Origin of the sequence: Microbacterium sp. NPDC089189 (assembly GCF_040685095.1) — a bacterium.
GTDB lineage: Bacteria > Actinomycetota > Actinomycetes > Actinomycetales > Microbacteriaceae > Microbacterium.
Window position 1 is genome coordinate 1 of the sequence record NZ_JBFBHG010000056.1, and the last position, 3173, is coordinate 3173.

Genomic DNA, 3173 nt, shown 5'->3' on the forward strand with positions numbered 1-3173 from the left:
TACTGCGTGCCCTTCCCCCCCCCCCCCCCCCGGGTGCGCCGGGCGCCGCCCGTGGGGCGCCCCCCCCCCCCCACCCGGGGGGCCCCCCCCCCGGGTGGCCCCCCCCCACGGAGCGGGGCCTCACGACGGCGGTCGTTCTCAGGCGTGGACGCGGCGACCCTCGGGCGCGAGCCCGAGCTGCTCGGTCGGCACATCGCGGGTCTCGCGGGCGGTCAGCGCGCTGATCGCGGCGATCACGGAGATCGCGCCGGTGAAGAGGCTGATCACGACCCAGCCGCCTTCGCTCACGCCGCCGAGCGCCGTCACGATGCTGGGGGCGAAGCCTGCCATCAGGAAGCCGAGCTGGGTGCCGATCGCCATGCCGGAGAAGCGGACGCGCGTGCTGAACATCTCGCCGTAGAACGCCGGCCACACCGCGTTCGCCGCCGCGTATCCGAACGAGAACGTGAGCACGGCGAGGGCGAAGATCAGCGGGGTGTTCCCCGAGCTCATCGAGAGCATGTAGAACGGCATGAGGGCGGCCGACGACAGCGCGCCGTAGATGAACACGGGCTTGCGTCCGATCCGGTCGGCGAGTCGGCCGAACAGCGGCTGCGTGCCGAGGGCGAAGATGTTCGCGACGACCACGAGCCACAGCGTGAGGCTCTCGGCGAGGCCCACCTCCTTGCCGTAGGCCAGCGCGAGGTTGCCGAACACGGTCGAGACCGCGGCGATGAACGCGCAGCAGATGACGCGGATGACGTCGCGCCAGTGGTCGCGCAGCAGCGGGATGAGCGGCATCCGCGCGATCGTGCCCTGCTGCTTGGCCTCCTCGAACGCGGGGGTCTCGTGCAGGCTCCGGCGGATGAACCAGGCGACGATCACGACGACCGCGCTCAGCCAGAACGGCACGCGCCAGCCCCATGTGAACTTGATGTCGTCGGGGAGCGCCACCACGGGGATGAAGATCAGGGCGGCGAGGATCTGTCCGCCCTGGGTGCCGGTCAGCGTCCACGACGTGAAGAAGGCGCGTCGATCGTCGGGTGCGTGCTCGAGCGTGAGCGAGGATGCGCCCGCCTGCTCGCCCGCGGCCGACAGGCCCTGCAGCAGACGGCAGACGACGAGCAGGATCGGGGCGAACCAGCCGATCTGCTCGTAGCCCGGGAGACAGCCGATCACGAAGGTCGAGATGCCCATGAGCAACAGCGTGAACATCAGCACCTTCTGGCGGCCGATGCGGTCGCCGAAGTGCCCGAGGATGACGGCGCCGAACGGGCGCGCGATGTACGCGAACCCGAAGGTCGCGAACGACATCACCAGCGCCGCGTCGTCGCCCGACGGGAAGAACACGGTCGGGAAGATGAGGGCGGCCGCGGAGCCGAACAGGAAGAAGTCGTAGTACTCGACGGCACTGCCCATGAAGCTGGCGACCGCCGCCTTCACAGGTGTCTTCCGCGTCGTTGCGGGGGTGGTCATCGGTGGGTGTCCTCTCGGATGAGCGCCTCGTCGGAGGTGACGAGGTCATGGAAATGGCGGGTCATGCGGTCGGCGTCCGGGCGGATGCCGGTGATCAGCTCCATCGCGTCGACGGCCTGGTGCACTGCCATGCGTCCGCCGTCGAGCACGCGGCAGCCGGCATCGCGCGCCGCGCGCAGGAGCTCGGTCTCGAGCGGGCGGTAGACGATGTCGGCGACCCAGAGCGGAGGAGCGAGAAGCTCCTCCGGGACGGGGATGCCGGGGTGGTCGGCCATGCCGGTCGGGGTGCAGTGCACGAGCCCGTCGGCGTCGGACAGCAGCGCGGCGATGTCGGCGGGGGAGCAGGGGCGCACATCGGCGCCGTGCCGGGCCGCGACGTCGCGCGCGAGGGCGGCGGCGCGGTCCTGGTCGACGTCGACGATCACGAGGCGGCGGGTGCCGAGGCGGAGGAGCGCATCGGCGACCGCCGTGCCCGCGCCGCCGGCGCCGAGCTGCACGACGCGCTCGAGGGCTGCGTCGGGCATGCCGGAGCGGAAGGCCTCCTCGAATCCCGACGTGTCGGTGTTGTGGCCGACGCGGCCCTCGTCGGTGAACAGCACGGTGTTGACCGCGCCCAGCGTCGCCGCCGTGTCCTCGACGCGATCGAGGAAGGGGATGACCGACTGCTTGCAGGGGTGGGTGACGTTCACCGCGTCGAAGCCCAGGCGCTCGCACCAGTCGAGCACGTCGCCGATCTCGGCGGCGTCGATGCCGTGCAGGGTGAGGTCGATCGGGCGGTAGACGTAGGTGAGGCCGAGCGCGGCTGCCTCGTGCATGTGGAGCGCCGGGGTGAGCGACGGGGTCACGCCAGCGCCGATCAGACCGACGAGATACGGCGACTCGCGCATGACAGGTGCTCCTTCGCGGACGTCGTCGACCGTGACGCGCCCCTCCTGAATGTACTAACTGGTACGTCCAGAGTGAACGCGCGGGCGACGGTTGTCAAGCGGGTCGCCGCGACGTCAGCGCGCGGTGAGCCAGCCCACGACGACGTCGCCGAGAACGGCGCGCATGTGGTCGCGGCGTCGCTCCTCGTCGAAGTCCACGTCGAAGAGGTAGCCGAACGTGTGGCGGTTCGCGACCTGGAAGACGCAGTAGGAGCTGATCACGAGGTGCACGTCGATGGCATCGACATCGTCTCGGAACCGGCCCTCGGCGCGGCCGCGCTCGAGGATCTGGTCGAGGATCGTCCGCGCGGGCTGGGCGAGCGAGCGCAGGGAGTCGATGCGGCGGATGAACTCGCCGCGGTGGATGTTCTCGATCGCGACGAGCCGGATGAAGTCGCCGTGACCGACGTGGTGGTCGAAGGTGAGCTCCGCGAGCTGCCGGACGGCCTCGACCGGATCGGTGTGGTCGACGTCGAGGCGACTCTCGGCCTCGCGGATGCCGAGGTAGGCGTTCTCGAGGACGGCGAGGTACAGGCCCTCTTTGCCGCCGAAGTAGTAGTAGATCATCCGCTTGGTCGTGCGGGTGCGCTCGGCGATGTCGTCGACCCGGGCGCCGGAATAGCCTTCGTCAGCGAACACGCGCGTGGCGACCGCGAGCAACTCCGCGCGCGTGCGTTCGGCGTCCCTGAGTTGTCCAGCCACGTCCCCACGTTATCGGTCGGCGCGCGTCGCGACGGCGACCGAGGGCCCCGCGACGGGGGTGTCGCGGCGAATGTCCCGTGTGGTACATTC

The 3173-nt window shown here is 70.5% G+C and carries 3 protein-coding genes; all 3 read right to left on the reverse strand.

Annotation, left to right across the window (positions count from 1 at the left end; translation table 11 throughout):
• Positions 1–138 precede the first annotated feature (138 nt).
• The 3 genes from AB0N73_RS16285 to AB0N73_RS16295 all read right to left on the reverse strand — a co-directional run bounded on the left by AB0N73_RS16285 (position 139) and on the right by AB0N73_RS16295 (position 3083).
• Positions 139–1455: an MFS transporter gene (locus AB0N73_RS16285; RefSeq protein ID WP_363565407.1), complete on the reverse strand. Its 1317-nt coding sequence runs from the start codon at positions 1453–1455 to the stop codon at positions 139–141.
• On the reverse strand, positions 1452–2342 hold the full coding sequence (locus AB0N73_RS16290; protein ID WP_363565409.1) for a shikimate dehydrogenase: 891 nt from the start codon (positions 2340–2342) through the stop codon (positions 1452–1454). Before AB0N73_RS16290 ends, AB0N73_RS16285 begins: the two co-directional genes overlap by 4 nt.
• Positions 2343–2456: 114 nt before the next feature.
• On the reverse strand, positions 2457–3083 hold the full coding sequence (locus AB0N73_RS16295) for a TetR/AcrR family transcriptional regulator (protein ID WP_363565411.1): 627 nt from the start codon (positions 3081–3083) through the stop codon (positions 2457–2459).
• Positions 3084–3173: the final 90 nt, after the last annotated feature.

What these genes read in the sequence shown, in the direction of transcription:
- AB0N73_RS16285 (WP_363565407.1), bottom strand. Translation starts at nt 1,455, where the DNA reads ATGACCACCCCCGCAACGACGCGGAAGACACCTGTGAAGGCGGCGGTC.
- AB0N73_RS16290 (WP_363565409.1), bottom strand. Translation starts at nt 2,342, where the DNA reads ATGCGCGAGTCGCCGTATCTCGTCGGTCTGATCGGCGCTGGCGTGACC.